This is a genomic window from Pseudomonas sp. B1(2018) (assembly GCF_003097365.1).
Classification (GTDB): Bacteria; Pseudomonadota; Gammaproteobacteria; order Pseudomonadales; family Pseudomonadaceae; genus Aquipseudomonas; species Aquipseudomonas laurylsulfatiphila.
Genome location: NZ_PYUK01000005.1, coordinates 1 through 19639 on the forward strand (window position 1 = coordinate 1; position 19639 = coordinate 19639).

Annotated in this window: 14 protein-coding genes; 5 read left to right on the forward strand and 9 right to left on the reverse strand. The window is 59.6% G+C overall.

Features of this window, described 5'->3' with window-relative positions; all coding sequences use genetic code 11:
* Positions 1 to 128: 128 nt before the first annotated feature.
* The 3 genes from C9422_RS09000 to C9422_RS09010 are packed head-to-tail and all read right to left on the reverse strand — an operon-like array spanning position 129 to position 3409.
* The gene (locus C9422_RS09000) at positions 129 to 1079 is read right to left on the reverse strand and encodes an HlyD family secretion protein (RefSeq protein ID WP_116580387.1); all 951 of its coding nucleotides are present in this window, start codon (positions 1077 to 1079) and stop codon (positions 129 to 131) included.
* Positions 1080 to 1083: 4 nt separating this feature from the next.
* The gene (locus C9422_RS09005; protein WP_015095039.1) at positions 1084 to 1284 is read right to left on the reverse strand and encodes a DUF1656 domain-containing protein; all 201 of its coding nucleotides are present in this window, start codon (positions 1282 to 1284) and stop codon (positions 1084 to 1086) included.
* The gene (locus C9422_RS09010) at positions 1274 to 3409 is read right to left on the reverse strand and encodes an FUSC family protein (protein WP_116580388.1); all 2136 of its coding nucleotides are present in this window, start codon (positions 3407 to 3409) and stop codon (positions 1274 to 1276) included. Before C9422_RS09010 ends, C9422_RS09005 begins: the two co-directional genes overlap by 11 nt.
* 215 nt (positions 3410 to 3624) lie before the next feature.
* Here C9422_RS09010 and C9422_RS09015 point away from each other — a divergent pair, with 215 nt between their 5' ends.
* From C9422_RS09015 to C9422_RS09025, 3 genes are all read left to right on the forward strand, one after another.
* The gene (locus C9422_RS09015; RefSeq protein WP_116580389.1) at positions 3625 to 4680 is read left to right on the forward strand and encodes a tetratricopeptide repeat protein; all 1056 of its coding nucleotides are present in this window, start codon (positions 3625 to 3627) and stop codon (positions 4678 to 4680) included.
* A 166-nt stretch (positions 4681 to 4846) separates the two neighbouring features.
* Positions 4847 to 6349 (forward strand): ATPase domain-containing protein, encoded by a 1503-nt coding sequence (locus C9422_RS09020; protein ID WP_007970585.1) that lies wholly within the window; start codon positions 4847 to 4849, stop codon positions 6347 to 6349.
* Entirely contained in the window at positions 6346 to 8016 is a 1671-nt protein-coding gene (locus tag C9422_RS09025) for a response regulator (protein WP_116580390.1), read from the forward strand. Before C9422_RS09020 ends, C9422_RS09025 begins: the two co-directional genes overlap by 4 nt.
* A 35-nt stretch (positions 8017 to 8051) precedes the next feature.
* Here C9422_RS09025 and C9422_RS09030 read toward each other — a convergent pair whose 3' ends face one another.
* From C9422_RS09030 to C9422_RS09055, 6 genes are all read right to left on the reverse strand, one after another.
* Complete coding sequence (locus C9422_RS09030) at positions 8052 to 10928, reverse strand: RHS repeat-associated core domain-containing protein (protein WP_116580391.1); 2877 nt, start codon at positions 10926 to 10928, stop codon at positions 8052 to 8054.
* Positions 10929 to 11045: 117 nt separating this feature from the next.
* A complete protein-coding gene (locus C9422_RS09035; protein ID WP_007970583.1) occupies positions 11046 to 11423 on the reverse strand; it encodes a response regulator in 378 nt (125 codons plus the stop codon).
* Positions 11424 to 11500: 77 nt separating this feature from the next.
* Positions 11501 to 12682, reverse strand: a complete 1182-nt coding sequence (locus C9422_RS09040) for a hybrid sensor histidine kinase/response regulator (protein ID WP_116580392.1) — start codon at positions 12680 to 12682, stop codon at positions 11501 to 11503.
* Positions 12676 to 13269 (reverse strand): chemotaxis protein CheB, encoded by a 594-nt coding sequence (locus C9422_RS09045; RefSeq protein ID WP_116580393.1) that lies wholly within the window; start codon positions 13267 to 13269, stop codon positions 12676 to 12678. Before C9422_RS09045 ends, C9422_RS09040 begins: the two co-directional genes overlap by 7 nt.
* Positions 13266 to 14099 (reverse strand): protein-glutamate O-methyltransferase CheR, encoded by an 834-nt coding sequence (locus tag C9422_RS09050; protein WP_007970578.1) that lies wholly within the window; start codon positions 14097 to 14099, stop codon positions 13266 to 13268. Before C9422_RS09050 ends, C9422_RS09045 begins: the two co-directional genes overlap by 4 nt.
* Positions 14099 to 17590 (reverse strand): response regulator, encoded by a 3492-nt coding sequence (locus C9422_RS09055; RefSeq protein WP_116580394.1) that lies wholly within the window; start codon positions 17588 to 17590, stop codon positions 14099 to 14101. The genes C9422_RS09050 and C9422_RS09055 overlap by 1 nt, the downstream gene beginning before the upstream one ends.
* A 254-nt stretch (positions 17591 to 17844) precedes the next feature.
* Here C9422_RS09055 and C9422_RS09060 point away from each other — a divergent pair, with 254 nt between their 5' ends.
* Together C9422_RS09060 and C9422_RS09065 are read left to right on the forward strand one after the other, a co-directional pair.
* Positions 17845 to 18207 (forward strand): response regulator, encoded by a 363-nt coding sequence (locus C9422_RS09060; protein WP_116580395.1) that lies wholly within the window; start codon positions 17845 to 17847, stop codon positions 18205 to 18207.
* Positions 18208 to 18281: 74 nt separating this feature from the next.
* Positions 18282 to 19574: a glycosyltransferase gene (locus C9422_RS09065; RefSeq protein ID WP_116580396.1), complete on the forward strand. Its 1293-nt coding sequence runs from the start codon at positions 18282 to 18284 to the stop codon at positions 19572 to 19574.
* Positions 19575 to 19639 lie beyond the last annotated feature (65 nt).

Consider the following 19639-nt stretch of genomic DNA (forward strand, 5'->3'; position numbering starts at 1 on the left):
TTTTACTGTATCGTCTTCCTGCCAGTTCTAACACTTCGTTGTCGTCGGTTGCGTAGGCTGCGATCTTTTGATCCTTTTTGTGAAGATCAAGATCAAAAGATCGCAGCCTTCGGCAGCTCCTACAGGGTTTAGCGTCGGGTTTCCTGGACGGTCACGGTAGCGGTTGTCCCGGCACGCAGTTTGTCCTTACCGGCATAGTCGGCATCGATCTCGATCCGCACCGGCACCCGCTGCGCCAGTTTGATCCAGGTGTAACTGGGGTTGATGTTGGCCAACAGGCGACCGCCCGGCAGGTTTTCCCGGTCGGCAATGGCAAAGGCGATGCTCTGCACTTTGCCGCCGAAGGTTTCGCCACTCATCAATTCGATTCTGACCCGGTCGCCCTCGCCGATCCGCGGCAACTTGGTTTCTTCAAAGTAACCGCTGACATAGAACGAATCGCTGTCCACCAGCGCCAGCAACGGCCCCCCGGCCGAGGCGTAGTCGCCCTCCCGGGTCAGCAGGTTGGTGACATAGCCGGTCACCGGGGAGACGACATGGGTACGCTGCAGATCAAGCTCCGATTGGGTCAAGGCCGCGATGGCCAGTTGCACGTTGGCCTCGGCCAGCACCAGGTTGGCCTGATTTCGCAGCAGATCAGCCTGGGCCACCGACACATCCGTGTTGGCTTTTTCCCACTCTTCGCCGGAAATCGCCGAACGGTCCTTGAGCGTGCGCCGCCGCTGCTCCTCGCTTTGACGCTGCTTGAGCAACGCTTCGCTGGCGGTAATGGACGCCTGGGCCTGCCCGAGCGAGGCTTTCGATACCTCAACGGCACGCTTGGCATGCTCCACCGCCAGTGTGTAACGCGCCGGATCGATCTCCAGCAGCGTCTGGCCCTTGTTCACATGTTGGTTGTCCTGCACGGCCAGGCTGACGATTCGCCCCGAGACATCGGCGGACAGGGTCACCACATCGGCACGCACCCGGGCATCCCGGGTCCAAGGGGCACGGGTGTAATGCTCCCAGGCGAACCAGCCCAGGATCAAGGCCAGCAGTACCACCGCCAGCGTCGTGAGTCGGGGAAGGATGTTCTTCAAGGCATCAGACTCCCATCACCAGTATCAAGGTGGCACAGACGCAGACGTACAACGCGCCTTCGAACAAGGCCTCATGCCAGACGAACTGCAGCACACCGAGGCGCCGCAGCACCCAGTCCAGCAGCAGGAAAATCGGCAAACCCAGCAGCAACGCCTGGGCGATCGGGGGCAGATAGGCGCCACCCACTTCCAGATCAATGGGCAAGGACAGGGTCTCCTTCAATGCCGGAGGGTTGAAAGTAGCCGCGATAACGCTCGACGAACGACACCACGATCAACAGCGCCACGCGCATGCGGAACACCGACCACAAATGCTCATGGACATCGGTATGCAGGGCATCCAGTTCGTCGCCCAGGGCGTGCAGGCTATCGAGCACCCGTGTCACTTCGACACCGGGCCGGCCGGCAACCAGCCTGCCCGTTTCCCGGACGGTGGAAAACAGGCGATTTTGCAGATCCGGACTCAACAGTGCGTTGTTCTGCCCCTGCTGCCTGAGCTGATTCATCGCAATCCCCAGCGCCATGCAGGCCAGGCTGACTTGAAAGCGCTCATGGGATTGTGGCTCCTGCGTTGCCGGCAGCAGCCCCAGCATCATGGTCAGGCGATCAACCATGCGACTCTCGAAAGCAAACTGCTGTTCATCGGTCGGCGCGTTTTTCAGCAAGGCGTACACCTGCTCGCAGTTCTCTTTATGGAGCCGCCTCATGCGCAAATCCGGCCTGAACGGAAAAATCAGCGCATAGACGCTCAACGCCAGCACGGTCGCGCAGGTATAGGCCCCGGCAAATTCGAACCACTGGATGGCGGTGTTTTGACCGATCCCTACGTTCAACGGACCGAGCAACAGAAAAGTCGTGAGCCCCAGGCCAATGCCGGTGCCTGTCGTGGGTGGACTGGCCAGCCCCACCGCAACGGCATAGAGCAAGGGCGCCAACAGCAAGGCAAGCATCTCGAAATTGCTGATCATCGGCACGAACATGAACTGCAGGAGCGCCGAGGCCACCAGTGCCAACCCAAAGCCCCTCGCGTAGCTTTGCACCGCCAGCAGCGGCCTTGGAAAGGTCGACATCAGCGAGCAAAGGATGCCCACCAGCACCATCCCGCCTCGCGCACCGTCCCAGCCGGTTTCGATCCAGATCAGGCCGCAAATCAACAGCGCAGAAAAAGCCCGGATGGCATTCATGGTCGCCAGGGTGAAGTCCAGATGCAGTGGATTTTCCCGCCCGCGAAACACGCTGCTGGCCGGTCGCCCGCTCTGGATGGCATCACTCAACTCCAGAATCTGCTCAAGCTGCTGCAGCAGGCGAGCCTGCTCCCAGCGCAGCGACCAGGCCAGCGAGCGCAAGGTGGCCGGCAGTGGTTCGGTCAATTGTTCGGCCCTGTAGGCCAGCTCATCGAAGCGTTGTTGCAACGACGTGAAGTGATGGCGCTGCTCACTGGACAGCGAACGCCCCTCCCGCGCCAGCTCATCGAGAAACGCCAGTTCTTCGGCGCGTATCCGTTGAATTTCCTCGGGCAACTCGCCCTCCCAGCGCTCGGTCAACAGCAGCCGCTGGTGGCGCAGGGCTGTCAGCCGCGCGGTCAACAACACCAATTGGTTGCCCAAGAGTTGCACCAGGCCGTTGGCACTGCGCAACCGTGGCGCATCGAAGTACATGTGCCGGCGCACACCCTCCAGACCGCTGATCTGGCCCAACAGCTGCATTTGTCGCTGCTGGAAATCGGTTTCGCTCTCTTCGGTGCGAAGGACGGCGCTGGCATGGGTGGCCAGCAACCGGATGATCTGGTCGATCCTGGCGAAGTAGTCACGGGCCACGGTTTCCGGCCTGGCGGTCAGCAGGCTGACCAGACACACACAGGCCACCGCCAGCAAGGTCTCGGTGACGCGGGTCACCGCCAGCAGAAACATGCCGTCCTGATCCGGCACCGCCAGCAAGGCCACCACCACGGCGGTGTAGCCGCTGAGGACAAACGCCTGGGAACTGGTATAGCGCAACAAGGTGCCACCGGCGGTGCACAACGCCAGCCACAATGCCAGGGTGGTGATGAACGGCAGCGGAGCCTGGGGAAAGATCGCCATGATCAACACCGCCACGGCAGCGCCCAGCGTGGTGCCGATCACCTGGCCAAAACTGCGGGCCAGCACCATGCCCCCCAGTGGCTGGCTGATGATGACCACGGCCATGATCGACCACTTGGGCTGATCCAGATCGAACAAAAACGCCAGGTACAGGGTCAATAACCCCGCCGCTATGGTTCGCAAGGCAAACAGCAACACCCCGGGGCCGGGGTTGAGCATGGCCTTGAAGTACTGCAACAACGCTTGCATGGGAACACCCGTCGACACACTTCCAGCAAGCGTAGTCACTGTGGCGGTGCCTTGAGAGGTTTTGCTGGCGACGCCGTTTGCAGGCCCATTGATCGCTGGCGGGAGGGCTTTTCCACGGTTTGAATCGTCAGTGAACGTCTTCAAGGTTTGACTCAAGGCCTGGCCTGACCGAAGCTGGCGCCTTTGCAAAAGTTCGCCAGCTTCCGGATTCCTGCATGCCCCAGTCCCGCCGCTATCTGTTTATCAGCCTCTTCGCCCTGCTCGTCATCGGCCTTGCATGGTTTTCCCTGCGCGATACCACCCCGGTGGTTCCCGAAGCCATCCAACACGGTTACAGCGAAGCGCTGGCAGCGGCCCGGGGCGGTCAACCCGGTGCCGCGCGGGTGCTCTATCAGCAGTTGAAGCGTCCGGACCTGTCCCCCAAGCGCCGTGTCTGGTTGCATGCCGAACTGCCCAATTATCCAAGCTCGGTGGCCCTGAAACTGGCGGATGCCGACTTGCAGAACGAATCGCCCGAAGTGCGTATCGCGGCGATCAGGAGCATCAGCGCCCTGGTACCGAACGGCCAACGCAGTCTTTTGCTGGGGCCAATGCTCGACGACAGCGAACAGAACGTGCGGCTGGCGACAATCAACGCGCTGCTGGGGTTGTCCCCGGATGAACTCGGCTTGTATTTCGGACCGCTGGAGCAAGCGATCGATGCCTGGGAGCAGGTGCTCAAGAGCGAACCGCAAAGCGCCGAAAACCAATACCAGTTGGCCCGGCTGCACCTGCACAACGCCGAACTCAAGGAAGCGCAACAGGCGCTGGACAACACCCTGCGCCTGGCGCCGGACAACCTGCCGGCGCTGGTGCTGCAAATCGAAGTGCTGGACAAGCAAGGGCAGAACGACGCCGCCCGGCAGCTATTGGCCAGGCAACTTCAGGCACAGCCCAACTCGGCCTATCTGCAACATGCCCTGGGGCTCTGGCTCCTGCATCACGACCAAAGCGAATTCGCCCTGCTCGGCCTATCCAAGGCCGTCGAGCTTGAACCCGATAACCGGGATTACCGCTACGACCTGGCCACCACACTGCGCGGCGAGCAGGAACTCGAAGCGGCGCAGATTCAGTTGCAGGAAATCGTTCAGCGCCATCCGAACGATCGCAAGGCACGGGTGCTGCTGATCAACTACTGGAAGGAAAGCGGGCAGCTGCAAAACGTGCAGATCCTCACGGCCCAGCTTGAACAGATGAACCCTGATGATCCGTCGTTGCAGCAGGGGCTTTAAAAGCAAAAGATCGCAGCCTTCGGCAGCTCCTACAGGGCAGGCTGCGATCCTTTTGCGTTAAAAAAGGTTGAACGCTCGTCCGGGCCAGGGGTCAAGTGAAAAGGCAGCCCGTTGCGGCACTTCCAAGAGGCTGCCTCATTGCTCCTGGCCACGAGAGGACTCTTATTTGTCTCTAACCAACGAATTGAACCGTACCAAGGCGGCCACCGGTATCGAAGGCCTGGACGATATCCTCGATGGAGGATTGTCCCGCGGTCATGTGTTTTTACTGGAAGGCGAGCCGGGAACCGGCAAGACCACGGTGGCGCTGCACTTCCTGTTGGCCGGTGCGCAAGCCGGCGAGCGCTCGCTGTACATCACGCTGTCTGAAACCGAACGCGAGCTGCGCCAGGGCGCCTTGTCCCATGGTTGGGAGATGGATGACAACGTCCACATCTTCGAGCTGACGCCTCCGGAAAACCTGCTCAATGCCGAACAGCAGCAGACGCTGCTGTATTCCTCCGACCTTGAACTGGGCGAGGCCACCCGGCAGATTTTCGAAGTGGTCGAACGGGTCAAACCGACACGTGTCGTCCTGGACAGCCTTTCCGAAATTCGCCTGCTGGCACAGAGCTCGCTGCGCTATCGCCGGCAGATCCTGGCCATCAAACATTATTTCGTGCGTTACGACGCCACGGTCTTGCTGCTCGACGACCTGACCACCGAGTCACTGGACAAGACCGTGCACAGCGTCGCCCACGGCGTGATTCGCCTGGAGGAGTTGACACCCAATTACGGTGCCGAGCGCCGGCGCGTGCGCGTGGTGAAGTACCGCGGCCAGAAATACCGGGGCGGCTTTCATGACTTCACCATCGCCAGCGACGGCGTGCATGTATTTCCGCGTCTGGTGGCCGCCGAACATCGCGGTCAGTACCTGCGCCAGCAATTGACCAGTGGCATCCGGGAAATGGATGCGCTGCTGGGCGGCGGTATCGAAACAGGTTCCAGCACCTTGATTCTCGGTCCGGCCGGGACCGGCAAATCGCTGATCTCCATGGTGTTCGCCGCCGCGGCGGTGGCCCGGGGTGAAAAAGCCGCACTGTTCATCTTCGATGAAGAGCTGGGGTTGCTGTACGAGCGCATGAAGAACATCGGCATCGATTTGCAGGCCCTGCAAGACAGCGGCAATCTGCTGGTCGAACAGGTGGACGCCGCCGAGCTGTCTCCCGGCGAGTTCTCCCACCGGGTGCGGCGCTGTGTCGACGAAGGCAATATCAAGACCGTGGTGATCGACAGCATCAATGGCTATCAGGCGGCAATGCCGGAAGAGAACGCCCTGGTGCTGCACATGCACGAGTTGTTGCTGTACCTCAATCGAAAAGGCGCCGCTACCTTCATGACGGTTGCCCAGCATGGCCTGGTCGGCGACATGCAGGCCCCGGTCGACATCACCTACCTGGCCGATACGGTGATCCTGCTGCGTTACTTCGAAGCCCTGGGCAAGGTACGCCGGGCCATTTCGATCATCAAGAAACGCACCGGCAGCCATGAATCGACCATCCGTGAATACCGCATCAGCGCCCAGGGCATGACCATCGGTGAACCGCTGGAAGCCTTCCAGGGCGTACTGCGCGGGGTGCCCACTTATCTCGGGGCGAGCAACCCCTTGCTTGCGGAAGATATCCGGTGACTGCGTTGCTGGCGACACCCGAGCGCACCATCATCCTTGCGCCGCGAGGGCGTGACAGCCAGATTGCCTTGATGATGCTCAACGAGGCCGGGTTTCACGGGGTGATCAGTCAGGACCTGCCCGGGCTGTGCGCCGAGCTGGAGCTCGGTGCCGGCCTGCTGCTGATTTCCAGCGAAGCGCTGCTGGGCAGTGATCTCGAACCGCTGATCCGGCTGATTGAACAGCAGCCCGCATGGTCGGACCTGCCGATCGTGTTGATGACCCACCATGGCGGCCCGCAACAGAATCCGGCATCACGTTTCGGCCCGCAATTGGGCAATGTCACCTTCCTCGAACGGCCCTTTCACCCGATCACACTGATCAGTCTGGTCACCACCGCCTTGCGCGGACGGCGACGACAGTACGAGGCCAGGGATCGGCTGGTCGACCTGAGCCAAAGTGAATTGCGCCTGCAAAACACCCTCGAAACCCTTGAGCAGCAGGTGGAAGAGCGCACCGCGCAACTGCGTCACAACGAAGAGGCGCTGCGCCAGTCGCAGAAAATGGAAGCCGTCGGCCAGCTCACCGGCGGCATCGCCCATGACTTCAACAACATGCTGACCGGCATCATCGGCAGCCTGGAATTGTTGCGTCGACGCCTGGCCCGGGGCCGTACCGAAGATCTGGACAGCCTGATCGACTTGGGGGTGACCTCGGCCAACCGCGCGGCGGCCCTGACTCACCGTCTGCTGGCGTTTTCCCGCCGCCAGTCGCTGGATTCCAAACCCGTGGAGATGAACGCCCTGGTGATCTCCATGGATGAACTGCTGCAACGCAGCATCAACGAAAGCATTCGCCTGGACATGCAACTCGATGAGCAACTCTGGGTAGCCGAAGCCGACCCCAATCAACTGGAAAGCGCCCTGCTCAACCTGGTGATCAACGCTCGCGATGCCATGCCCAATGGCGGCAGGCTGGTGGTCTCTACCTCGAACCGGCACCTCGACGAGGACTTTGCCCAGTCCCAGAGCAATCTCGATGCCGGTGATTACGTCGTGCTCAGCGTCACCGACACTGGTTGCGGCATGGCGCAAAGCATCGTCAACCGCGCCTTTGACCCGTTCTTCACCACCAAGCCGATCGGCCAGGGCACCGGGCTGGGCTTGTCCATGATCTATGGCTTCAGCAAGCAGTCAGGCGGTCACGTCGTCATCCACAGCGTAGTGGGCGAAGGCACCACGGTGAGTCTGTTTCTGCCACGCTTCGGGGGTGACCTGCCTCAGGAGCATCCGGTCAATGTCGAACATTCGCCCTTCGCCAACAATGGCGAAACGGTATTGATCGTCGAGGACGATCCGGCGGTGCGGGTGCTGGTCAGCACGGTGTTGAGCGATCTGGGATATGCCTTCGTCGAAGCCTGTGATGGCGATAGCGCCGTGCCGATACTCGATTCGACCCAGCGCATCGACCTGCTGATCAGCGATGTCGGCCTGCCCGGTATGAACGGCCGGCAACTGGCGGAAATCGGCCGACAGTTGCGGCCCGACCTCAGAGTGCTGTTCATCACCGGCTACGCCGAGCACGCCGCCGTACGCGGCGGGTTCCTCGATCCGGGCATGCAGATGATCACCAAGCCGTTCACCTTCGATCTGTTGACGGCGAAGGTGCGGGAGATGATCAGCGCCTGAGTTCGGGCAATGGAAATGTCCATGCCCCTGTTCAGTCATACCTGCATCGTCATACCGGGTGTTTTTTTATGCGCCGCGACCACTTGCCCGTTTCGCTGCTCTCTGTGCAAGTAGATCCCGATAGCGGCGACCTCATTAACGGGCTTCAACTGGCTGACCCCGGCCCGCCATGCCGACTCTGAGGTCTGCAGCCCCAAAACGGCGGTCAGCCCGGTGTCGACTTCGGTATTGCCCAGCTTGTAAACCGACTGCACCGCCGCATTGTGAATCAACGATTTTCCGGCATCGATCAACTCCCCGCCCGTTGGCAATGTCATCAATTCGCGATGCCTGCTTTCATACGATCGAGAGTCCACGCCTCCAACAAAACGAATGACTGCGCCCACCGTATTTTTTATAACGACTCCGGCCATGGAATTCAGTATTGGATGAACGCCGTCAGGTGCTGTCCCGGACCACAAGCCCTTGGCCATATTGCCGCTCAAGTTGGCAATCGTATTGACGGCCAAAGCACCTCGTGTGCTGATGTCGGGAACGATGGAAGGCCCTATACGGGAAACGACCCGATCAACCGCCTTCGAGCCCATTGATTTAGCAACCCCTTCTACGATACCGATGGGGTCGGGCACTGTTAAACCAACGGCGAAACCCACACCAAAGCTGATAATGCCTGCACCCGCCACGGTCAGGCTTTTGCCGATACCGCTGTCACCTTCGCGATCCAGAAGATGGGCCACCGTCGAGCCACCGACATAGCCCGCTGCCATACCCGACAGGATTGCAACAGGGTAACGTGCCAGTTGCCCCAGCGATGCGTTCAGTGCCTTTTTTACCAACTGCTTTGCGCCATATCCTGCGGCCACTTTAACGGTTCCACGGCCAAATGCAGCGAGGGTCGCCGTGACGCGTCTCACCTTGCCAATCCGGGTTTTGGCCAATCCAAGCCTATCGACATACCCGGTCGGATTACTCCCCACCATCCGATACAGATTCAACCCGTCTATCACGCCTGCCGGGTCGGCGTTCAACCAGCGCTGTCGCCACGGCATGTAATAGCGCAATCCGTAGTAATACAGCCCCGTCGCGTCGCGCTCCTGTCCCGAATAACGAATGGTCTTGTAGCTGGCCTCAACCTTATCCCTGCCCGCCCACCAGGCTGTGCCACCGTAGGGGTAGTAGCTTTCCTGGCTGATGATCCTGGCGTCTTGATCCAGTTCCAGCGTGCTGGAGTCCTGATAATCGGCAAGACAGTAACGCAGCTGATTCCGGGCGCCGTCCGGCGATGACCCCCTTTCCCAGTGCAGGATCTTTACGGTGCATCGTCCGCTCTGGACACTGATGACATTCAGGGTCTCATCGGGACTCGTACGAATTTCCACGCCCGGCAAGAAACGGGTTTCATGAGTACGGGTCAATGTTCCGGTGTAAGCCGTACGGATTTTTCGCACACGCTGGTCATCGCCGTCATAGACATAAACCTCCGAGTCCGCAGGTTCGTCCTCGCGCACCACCTGATCGACCTGATGCAAGCGGTTGCGTGCATCCCAGTGCAGTGCCTGTCCTCGTTGCAGCTCGTTGAGATTGCCGCAGGCGTCATAAGCAGCATCAATTTCACTGTCCGCTGGTGATTCGCTGCCATCGACCCAAGGCAGGCTACGGTTGCTCAAGGAGGCAATGGCCGTTCTTTCGGTTCGACATGCGCTGTCAGCGTGGTGATGCAGAACCTCAAGGTTGCCACCGGCGTCGTAGTCGAACGTCTGTAGATAGTTCTCAAGCTGGCCAGGGTCCGGTGGCGAAACGAAGGCCGGTAAATGGGGGCCGCCGGGGGCATTGCAGCGCTGTCGACCACTGGCTTCGATGAGTTGACCGAGGGTGTCGTACTGCCAGGTACTGATCGCGGCAACGCTTTGATTGCGCGAGTAACGGATCGACTGAGTGGCGTCAGTCATGCGAATCGGGTTGCCGACCGGATCATAGGCATACGCCAGACTCTGCAACGGCGGCTGACTTGGCATTTGCGCGTGCAGCGTTGTCAGCCGCCCATCCTCGGGATCGAAAACGGCGCGAGCAACGACGCCGTTGCCGGCCGTTTGCTGCACTATTTGTCCGAACGCGTTGTACTGAATGTCACCCATCAGGATGATTTCATCATCGGCATCCGCCAGCTTCAGGCGCAATTCGCACAATTGACCGGCAACGTTCTGTCGCTGCTGTTGTGCGTGGCCCAAAGCGTCAACATGCCCTACAAGCTCACCAACGCTGTTAAAAGCTGTTTGCGTGAGCGCAGATTGGGACTCGAGCAATCTGTCACGCTCGGTTTCGTTCTCCGGCCAGTCGGGTAACTGAAGCTGCAGCAAAAAACGTCTGCTCTGGTGCAGAGGTGCACCGAATAAACCGAACTCGGTGAAGTGTCGGGTACCCGCGCTGTCATCGTGGCGAATCAGTTGACCGCAGCAATTGTGCCTGGCGGACTCCGGCGAACCGTCACCGTATGCAAAACAAGCCGTCCGCTGCTCTGCTTCGCCCATCGTCGACTCAAAACCCCGAGCAGGACGCAGAGATGAATCGTAGGTCATACGCAGGTAATTACGTTTCTGGTCCCAATTGTCCAATCTTTGCCCGGCAGCACCGTAAAGGCTGACTCGCCATCCGGCGTCCAGATTCTCGTTGAGCAAAGGCTGCCCGGTGAGCGTGGTGACAGTGGTTTGATTGGCGGGAGTGGACTGATTGCCCTCAAACAGGGCAAAAAGCCGCGGATCGCGGCTATGACTGGCACGGTTGTGCAGGCTGTAGATGTGTTGGGTAATGCGTACCTGAGGGGCTGGCTGGTCCGTGCGCCGATGATAGGCAACCTCACGGACCACGGCACGACGCGGATCAATCACTGAAAGTGTTGGTGTATGTCTGTGCATGGCCCCCGCTCCGGATTGACATGCAGGGATGAGCCACATGACGTCCGAAAGGTTATCTGCTGATACAACACCCCAGTCAACTGTCAGAAATTACAGGTACGAAAACCGGCAGCGTGCTTACGAAAGCATGTCCTGCATCAGTTCCTGCAATTTATCCAGATCGAATGGCTTGTCCAGGATCGGCGCCTTGCGCGTGATCGGGCTGTCGGTCTCACGGATTTCCTGGGCGTAGCCGCTGATGAAGATCACCTTGAGTTCCGGTCGCAGCTTCACGGCGGGTTCGGCGATCTGCACGCCGGAGATTCCACCGGGCAGGCGGAAGTCGGTGATCATCATGTCCAGGTGGGGTTTGCTCGCCAGGATTTCAAACGCCTGTTCGCCGTTTTCGGCCTGCAGTACGCGATACCCCTCGCCCGACAGATAAGCGGACAGCACCATCAGAATCGAGGGATCGTCCTCGACAACGAGTACTACGTCTTGTGCATCTTCGCTCATGGGAAGCCTTTGTTCGGTCAATTGCTGCTGATACGACCGTGAGGTCGATCAGAGGTTGCGTTTATCTGGCTGTTTTCCTACAGCGGCAGACAAACGCGAAACAAGGCGCCTTCGCCAATCCGGCTCTGGACGGTGATTGTACCGCCATGGGCGGTCACGATCTGTTCTGAAATAAACAATCCCAGGCCCAGTCCGGCGACGGCCTGCCTGGCCGATACGCGCTCGAACTGCTGGAATATGCGCTTCTGGTTTTCTTCGTCGATCCCGATCCCCTGGTCGCGCACATCGACCAGCGCCAGCCCTCCTTCACTGTATACCTTCACCGAGACCGGGCTCTTGGCCCCGTAGCGCAAGGCATTGGTCAACAGGTTGGATATGACCTGTTCAATACGAAATTCATCCCAGTTTCCGATCACCGGTTGCTCGGCATCGAGGGTCACCGACGTCTCGGCGGCGTCGATCTGCCGGGAAAAGTTGTGCAGCAAATCGCGAACCAGCGTCGAAAGATCGAACCGTGTCGGCCGGATCGACAGCTTGCCGGTGCGAATGCGCGAGACATCGAGCATATCCTCGATCAAGCGAATGAGGCTTTTGATCTGCCGCTCGTCGCGATCGACCATGGCGTGCATCTTGTCCAGGGTGAAGGCAGCGGCGTTGTCCCGGGCCAGGTGCATCTTGCGCAGCTGGGTTTCAAGGATCAGGCCGTTGAGCGGCGTGCGCACTTCGTGGGCGACGATGGACATGAAGTCGTCGCGCATGCGCACCGCCTGTTGCAGTTCCAGCTGGGTGTTCTGCAGTTGCCTGAGCAGGGCTTCCTGTTCGCGGCGACTTTGCTCAAGGGCCAGCACTTGTTCCTTCATCGCCTTGCTCTGGCGATACAGGTCGACGAACACATTGACCTTGCTCTTGACCGCGTGGATGTCCAGTGGCTTGTGCAGGAAGTCCACGGCACCGCTTTCGTAGCCCTTGAAGGCGTAGTTCATTTCACGCCCGGCGGCACTGACGAAAACGATCGGGATGTTCTTGGTTTTTTCGGTGCCGCGCATCAACTCGGCCAGCTCGAAGCCATTCATGCCCGGCATCTGCACATCGAGGATGGCCATGGCGAATTCGTGCTGCAACAGCAGTGACAGGGCTTCGTCGGCGGACAGCGCCTTGTACACAATCCGGTCCTCACGCTTGATCAGCGCTTCAAGCGCCAGCAGATTTTCCGGCAGATCGTCCACGATCAGCAGTTTGGCCTGGATATTACTCAGCATGCGATTCGTTCCATCTCGACAAGCAGACGGCCGATGCCGCGTACAGAAAGTATGTGGTCTGGCCGGTGCATATCCAGTGCAGCCTGGGGCATGGTGGCGACCTGAGCCTCTTGCGGGTCTTGCACGATAGTGATGCCACCGCACTGTTTGACCTGGGCCAGCCCGCGCGCGCCATCGCGGTTGGCGCCTGTGAGCAAGACTGCAGCGAGCCCGGTGCCGTAGGCATCGGCGGCCGATTCGAACAGGTAATCGATGGCGGGTCGCGAATGATGCACTCGAGGCTCCAGGCTCAGGGAAAAGCTGCGGTCCCGCTCCACCGACAGGTGATAACCGGGCGCGGCGAAATACAGCGTGCCGGCCTCGACCGCGGTCTTGTCGCACGCCTCCAGCACCGGCATGGCAACCCGGCGGGCAAACACGTCCGCCAACTGGCTGCGGCGTTCGTCCGGCAGGTGCAGCACGACAATGATCGGCAACGCAAAACCTTCGCGCAGCGGCCCGAGGATGTTCAACAGCGCCTCAACGCCACCGGCGGAGGCACCGATCACGATCGCTTCGATAGCTGACAGATTCGTTGCACTGTTCATGTTTTTCGATAGATCCGTTCTTGTTTGACCAGCGGCTCGAATTTATCTCCAAAAGCCGAGAAATCCGGGGTTTCCTTGCTGCCCAACACCAGGAATCCGCGATGGCAGAGGGACTCATGAAACAGTCCGAAAGCTCGATCCTGGAGTTTTTTGTTAAAGTAAATCAATACGTTACGACATGAAATCAATTGAGTTTCGGAGAACACACTGTCCGTCGCCAGGCTGTGATCGGCGAAGGTCACGTTATCGCGCAGTGTCTTGTCGAAAATCGCGTACCCATAGGCCGCCGTATAGTAGTCGGCAAACGAACACTGACCACCGGCCTGCTGGTAATTAGCAGTGTAGGCGCGGACGTTCTCCATCGAGAAAATCCCTTGCTTGGCTTTTTCCAGAGAGCGCGGATTGATGTCGGTCGCGTAGATGATCGTACGGTCGAGCAAGCCCTCTTCGCGCAACAGGATGGCCATCGAATACACCTCTTCCCCGGTGCTGCATCCGGCGATCCAGATCTTGATCGAGGGGTAGGTTCGCAGCAGCGGTACCACTTCCTTGCGGATGGCCAGGAAGTGCGAGGGGTCACGAAACATCTCGCTGACCGGGATGGTCAGCAATTGCAGCAATTGCATGAAAGCGGCCGGATCGTGCAGGACCTTTTCCTGCAACGCCGAGATGGTCTGGCACTCGAACTGACTCAACGCATGATTGACCCGACGCTTGATCGACGCGCCGGAGTAATCGCGAAAGTCGTAGCTGTACTTGAGATAAATCGCCTCGATCAACAAGCGCAATTCGATTTCGCTGCTGCGCTCCACGGAAAAATGGCGCTCCACTAGATGCGTTCCATCTTCGGTAACCACACGCGAATCAGCGAAAACAGGCGGTCCAGGTCGATGGGTTTGGCCAGGTAATCGTTGGCGCCGGCTTGCAGGCAGCGCTCCTGATCGTCCTTCATGGCCTTGGCCGTCACCGCGATGATCGGCAATTTGCGCCAACGCGGGACCTTGCGGATTTCAACGGTGGCCTCAAAGCCATCCATCTCCGGCATCATCACGTCCATCAACACCAGATCGATGTCCTCCACTTCATTGAGTCGTTCAATCGCTTCCCGGCCGTTGCGACCAATGACCACGACTGCGCCCTTTTGCTCCAGCGCGCTGGTGAGGGCGAAAATGTTGCGCACATCATCATCCACCAGCAGCACCTTGCGGCCTTCGAAGACCCGGTCGCGACTGCGGGCGACCTTGAGCATCTTCTGCCGGTCATGGGACAACCGTGATTCGACTTTGTGCAGAAAAAGTGTCACCTCGTCCAGCAGCCGCTCCGGCGAGCGCGCGCCCTTGATGATGATCGAACGCGAATACTTGCGCAGTTCAGCCTCTTCATCGCGGGTCAGGTTGCGCCCGGTATAGACGATGACGGGCGGAAAGGAGCAGATGTCTTCGGTGGACATGCGCTTGAGCAAGTCGTTGCCGAGCATGTCAGGCAGCTTGAGGTCGATGATCATGCAATCGAAGACCGACATGCGCAGCAGGTCCAGAGCCTCCTGCGCCAGGCCAACGGCGGTGATTTCTATGTCATCGTCGCCGATCAGGCGGGCAATGCTGTCGCGCTGCAAGTCGTCGTCCTCGACCAGCAGCACACGTTTGACCTTCTGGGTCAGCTTGGCCTCAAGGCGCGCAAATACGTCCTTGAGTTCCTCGCGGGTGGTGGGTTTGACCGCATAGCCGATGGCGCCCATGTGCATCGCCGCTTCGACCCGGTCTTCGACCGAAATCACATGCACCGGGATGTGCCGGGTTTCGGCGTGCTCCTTCAGGCGTTGCAGCACGGTCAGGCCGGAATGATCGGGAAGGCGCATGTCCAGCAGGATCGCGTCGGGGATGAACGCCTTGGCCAGGTCGTAGCCTTCGTCGGCGCCATGGGCCACCAGGCACTGATACCCCAGTTCATGGGCTAGGTCGTAGAGGATGTGCGCAAAGTTCGACTCGTCCTCAACCACCAGAATGCAGCGGCTGTTGAACGGCCCTTTGTGGCGATCGTCGTCGAAACGCGCAATGTCGACTTCGGCTACCAATGGCGACAACGTGGGCGGCACTGCATCCGCAGCCGTCGCCACCGCAACCGCTCGCATCGGTTCGACAGGCACCTCGCCCGGTTCCACGTACTGCTGCGGCATGACCAGGGTGAACACACTGCCCTGCCCCGGTTTGCTGGTCACGCTGATGGAGCCGCCGAGCAACGCGGCCAGATCACGGGAGATCGACAAGCCCAGCCCGGTGCCGCCGTAACGCCGATTGGTGGTGCCATCGGCCTGACGGAAGGCTTCGAAAATGCTGTCGTGCTGATCCGCCTCGATGCCGATCCCGGAATCGCGGATGCTGAACGCGATGCCGTCATTCGGCGCCGCGGCGACGGACAGGTTGACGCTGCCGCTTTCAGTGAACTTCACGGCGTTGGACAACAGATTCTTGAGCACCTGCTCCAGGCGCTGGCGGTCGGTGAACAGCATCGGCGGTGCGCCGTCGAGCAAATCCACCTGGAAATCCAGCTGCTTGTCCGTGGCCAATGGCTGGAACAGACCGCGCAGGCCATCGACCAGGCGCGCCACGCTGGTATTCTCCGGACGGATTTCCAGCTTGCCGGCTTCTACTTTGGAAATGTCCAGAATGTCATTGATCAGGTTGAGCAAGTCATTGCCGGCGGAGTAGATCGACTCGGCGAACTTCACTTGCTCGGCCGTGAGGTTTTCTTCCGGGTTTTCCGCCAGCAGCTTGGCCAGGATCAACGAGCTGTTGAGCGGCGTGCGCAGCTCGTGGGACATGTTGGCAAGGAATTCGGACTTGTACTTGCTCGAACGCTGCAGTTCCAGCGCGCGCTCTTCGAGCTGGATCTGCGCCTGATTGAGTTCGGAGTTCTTCAGGTCCATGGCGTCGCGTTGCTCGGCCAGCACTTCTGCCTGCTCGGCGAGTTGCTCGTTGGTCTGCTCCAACTCCACCTGCTGGGTTTCCAGGTGCGCCTGGGACTCCTTGAGCACCCGCGACTGTTCTTCGAGCTCTTCGTTGGCGGTCTTGAGCTCTTCCTGCTGCACCTGCAACTCTTCATTGAGCTGCTGGGTTTCGGCCAGCACTTCCTGCAGGCGATGGCGATAGCGTGCGGCCTCGATGGACGTGCCGATGTTGCCGGCAATCAATTCCAGCAACGCGACGTCGCGGTCATCCAGCGGACGCAGGAAACCCAACTCGATCACGCCATTGACCCGGTCGTCGTCGCTGGTCGGCACCACCAGCACACTGCGCGGCAATCCGTTTCCGAGGCCGGAGCTGACCTTGAAATAATCCCCCGGCACCTCGTCCAGGCGAATCAACCGCGCCTGCTGCGCCACCTGGCCGACAATGCCTTCATCGCTGTAAATCTGCTGCTCGCGCTCTTCCTGTTCGCGGGAAAAACCGTAGCTGGCGATGCGCCTGAGACCGCCGTGGTCTTCCCGAACATAGAGCGCCGCCACGGCGGTACCGAGGTACTGCGCGCAAAACTGCAGGATGTTGCGCCCCAGCAGGTTCAGGCTCAACTGTCCCAGCACCTGCTCGGCGAGCTCGGTCTGACCGTTGCGCAGCCAGGCCTGTTGCTCCAGGCGCTGGGCACTGGTTTGTTGGGCGGCGAGATTGACGCTGTAACTTTGCGACAGGCTGAGCAAATCACGCCGCCCGACATACGCCAGCAAACCACTGACACCCGCGATGAACAACAGATAGAGACTGATGCTCCAGACCGTGGTGCGGCGCACCTCATCATTGCGCGTTGCGCGCAACTGTTGTTCGGTATCGATCACCTCCTCGAACTGCTTGCGAATTTCATCGGTCAGGCGTTTGCCGCGCCCGGCCTTCACTACCGAGCGATAATCACCGCTGCTGCGCTGCAGATCGATCAACGATTGCGCATAGCTGGCCCACTCCTGTTGCAATGCCTGCAACCGCAGCAAGCGGTCAGTCTGCACCGGGTTGTCGGCCGTCAGCTCGAGCAAGGTGTTGAGGGCCACGGCAACCCGCGGCTTGGCGGTTTCGTAGGGATCGAGGAAATGCTCGTCGCCACTGAGCAGAAAACCGCGCATGCCGGTTTCCAGGTCCACGGTCAGCTTGACCGCTTCATTGGCGTTATTGATCACCCGGTCGGTGTGTTCCACCCACTGGATCGTCGACAGCAGATAGCTGATCAGCGAAACGAAGAACACCGCGCTGATAAGGCCCAGCCCCAACGGCAGGCTGATATTGCGGCTCAGGAGTTTACGAAATCGTTGCTCATCAACCGAGGACGCGGAGGTCATGGGGCAGGCCTTGTCGAACTGTCAGGATGCAAGGAGTTTGCCCCAAAACTGGTACATGGATCCATTTTTCTGACATGTTTTCGCGCAAACTCCTACATTCAGCTGCGCCCGCGCAAAACGGCAGGTTATCCTTGCCGACCTGCCGCATTCTTTTTTGCGCCACCTCGGGAACTTGTCTGGATCTGCCACTTACTGATGCAAGAGGCCGGTGATTTCCAGCGACCGGCAATGCCAATCTTTTCAGGAAGTTCACTATGTCATCCGCCAACGCCTACACCATCCTCGTCGTCGAAGACGATGCCATCGTGCGCATGCTGATTGTCGACGTACTGGAGGAACTGGAGTTCGAGGTGCTGGAAGCCGACGGCAGCGAACAGGCTCTGGAGACACTCAGGGACTCGAATCAACACATTGACCTGATGATGACGGATGTCGGCCTGCCGATCATGGATGGTCGCGAACTGGCCACCCTCGCCCGCACGATACGCCCCGACCTGCCCATCCTGTTTGCCAGCGGTTATGCCGAAAGCATCGACGTGCCCGCCGACATGCACGTGATCGGCAAACCCTTCTCCATTGATCAGTTGCGCGACAAGGTCAAAGGCATTCTCGAGTGACCTGGCGATCCACTGTGGTTTAATGCGCGCCTTTTTCGTCCCTGCCCTGTCTTCGCTTCAAGGAAATTCCGTACATGATTGAGCCCCGCGCAACCAAAGTCCTGGTCATTGGTTACGTCTGGCCCGAGCCCCGCTCGTCCGCGGCCAGCGGGCATGTCATGCAGATTCTCGAGGTTTTCCTGCAGCAAGGCTGGGATATCACCTTCAGCAGCCCGGCAGGTTTCGGCGAACAGCGCGCCGACCTGACGGCGCTGGGTATTCGTGAAGTACCCATCGAGCTGAACAACAGCAGTTTCGACACCTTCATCAGTGAACTGGCGCCGGACATCGTGTTGTTCGATCAATTCATGATGGAGGAACAGTTCGGGTGGCGGGTCGAGAAGTATTGTCCCGACGCGTTGCGCGTACTGGAAAGTTGCGACTTGCAAAGCCTCAGGCAGGGTCGGCATCAACGCCTCAAGGAGCGCTTGAAGGCCAGTCAGGACAACAATGACTTCAGCGGCCTGTTCGCCCCGGCGTCGCGTGAAGAGTTTGAACACATGGCCAATACCGATCTAGCGAAGCGTGAGATCGCCTCGTTTTATCGTTGTGATTTGACGCTGATGGTTTCCGAAGTGGAAATCGAATTGCTGGTCGAGCAGTTCAGAATTCCGCGCAACTTGCTGCACTGGTGCCCATTGATGGTCGAACTGCCGACCCGTGCGCCGGTGGCGTTCGAAGACCGGGCACACTTTCTTCATATCGGCAATTTTCGCCATGCGCCCAACTGGGATGCAGTGCTCTGGTTGAAAACCGCTATCTGGCCGCTGATTCGCGAGCAATTGCCCGGCGCCCAATTGCATATCTATGGTGCCTATACCCCCCCCAAGGCGACCGCCCTGCATAACCCGGCCCAGGGTTTTCATGTGATGAACTGGGCGCAGGACGCCCTGCAGGTCATGTCGTCGGCACGGGTCTGTATGGCGCCGCTGCGTTTTGGCGCGGGAATCAAAGGCAAGATTGTCGATGCAATGCTCTGTGGCACACCGAATGTGACAACGCCTGTCGGTGCGGAAGCGATGCATGGCGAACAAGCGTGGCCCGGTGCAGTGACCCGTTCGGCACGGGAGTTCGCCGATCAGGCCGTGCAACTGCACAACGACAAGACGCGCTGGCTCGATGCCCAGGCGCACGGGCAAACCCTGCTTGCCAGTCGCTACCGCACATCCGTTCATGGCCCGGCCTTGATCCAGCGGCTGGTCGATTGCCAACGGGATCTGGCCAACATCAGGCGAGACAACTTTACTGGCAGCATGCTGCGTCATCATCAGCACAAGAGCACTCAATACATGGCGCAATGGATAGAGGCGAAAAACAGCCAGCAATAACAATATCCCGAAACACTGACAACTTGTGCAGTGCCTGACTTGCGACCAAGAATAAATCGCCCGAC

Excerpts from the sequence above, each read along its gene's own strand:
- C9422_RS09010 (WP_116580388.1), bottom strand. The coding sequence starts at position 3,409 with ATGCAAGCGTTGTTGCAGTACTTCAAGGCCATGCTCAACCCCGGCCCC.
- C9422_RS09015 (WP_116580389.1), top strand. The coding sequence starts at position 3,625 with ATGCCCCAGTCCCGCCGCTATCTGTTTATCAGCCTCTTCGCCCTGCTC.
- C9422_RS09030 (WP_116580391.1), bottom strand. The coding sequence starts at position 10,928 with ATGCACAGACATACACCAACACTTTCAGTGATTGATCCGCGTCGTGCC.
- C9422_RS09035 (WP_007970583.1), bottom strand. The coding sequence starts at position 11,423 with ATGAGCGAAGATGCACAAGACGTAGTACTCGTTGTCGAGGACGATCCC.
- C9422_RS09040 (WP_116580392.1), bottom strand. The coding sequence starts at position 12,682 with ATGCTGAGTAATATCCAGGCCAAACTGCTGATCGTGGACGATCTGCCG.
- C9422_RS09045 (WP_116580393.1), bottom strand. The coding sequence starts at position 13,269 with ATGAACAGTGCAACGAATCTGTCAGCTATCGAAGCGATCGTGATCGGT.
- C9422_RS09055 (WP_116580394.1), bottom strand. The coding sequence starts at position 17,590 with ATGACCTCCGCGTCCTCGGTTGATGAGCAACGATTTCGTAAACTCCTG.
- C9422_RS09060 (WP_116580395.1), top strand. The coding sequence starts at position 17,845 with ATGTCATCCGCCAACGCCTACACCATCCTCGTCGTCGAAGACGATGCC.
- C9422_RS09065 (WP_116580396.1), top strand. The coding sequence starts at position 18,282 with ATGATTGAGCCCCGCGCAACCAAAGTCCTGGTCATTGGTTACGTCTGG.